Origin of the sequence: Thiolapillus sp., assembly GCF_048562965.1 — a bacterium.
In the GTDB taxonomy this organism is placed as follows: Bacteria; Pseudomonadota; Gammaproteobacteria; order Chromatiales; family Chromatiaceae; genus Thiolapillus; species Thiolapillus brandeum_A.
In genome coordinates this window covers 1-616 of sequence record NZ_JBHNMF010001464.1, presented here as the reverse complement: position 1 = coordinate 616, position 616 = coordinate 1, and the positions used below count along the sequence as shown (strand labels likewise).

Genomic DNA, 616 nt, shown 5'->3' with positions numbered 1-616 from the left:
TCAATGTCATTAACTTACTTGATTACCCATCAATCTCAGCCATTCGTAAGAAACGATACGGCATGGGAGGCGTCCTGAGGCCAACGTAGGCGAGTCGCTCAATCATGTCATCCAATCGATACCGCCGGTTGAACCGATACTCAAACTCTGCAAGATACCTGGGAACATGCTTAAGGCTTACAGAATGAAAGGTTCCGGTTATTGCATTTTTTACGTTGCCCGGCATGGTATTCACCCATTTGAAGGATGGGTGTTCAACCCCTTTACGCCCACCTTCGGAGACGAAAGGAATAGGATGGCATCCTGCCTTTTCCACTGCTTTGAAACAAGCCAAGCCATCGCTGACCACAATGCTTCCAACCTCCAGGCTCATCTTTGCGTAACGTTCGATTTCAGCACTACGAAACCCACTGACTGTCCGCAATTGCATCCGCTGAGGGCGATGTTCTTCCCCTTCCGTTTCAACGACGGCAATAAACGGAGCCTTATGTGCAGCGCCACGCCCAGGCTTTCCTGGACGCTCACCACCGATATATGCATCATCTATCTCAATACGGCCACTGAGCTTTTTTCCTTTCTCACGCTCCAGCATCACTTGCATCAGCTTGTGCTTCAT

General features: G+C 49.5%; 1 protein-coding gene. It reads right to left on the bottom strand.

Annotated features, from left to right (window positions below; genetic code table 11):
* Nucleotides 1-22 precede the first annotated feature (22 nt).
* The coding region (locus ACOCD2_RS24960; protein WP_419626355.1) for an IS1595 family transposase at nucleotides 23-616 on the bottom strand (594 nt) is incomplete at its 5' end.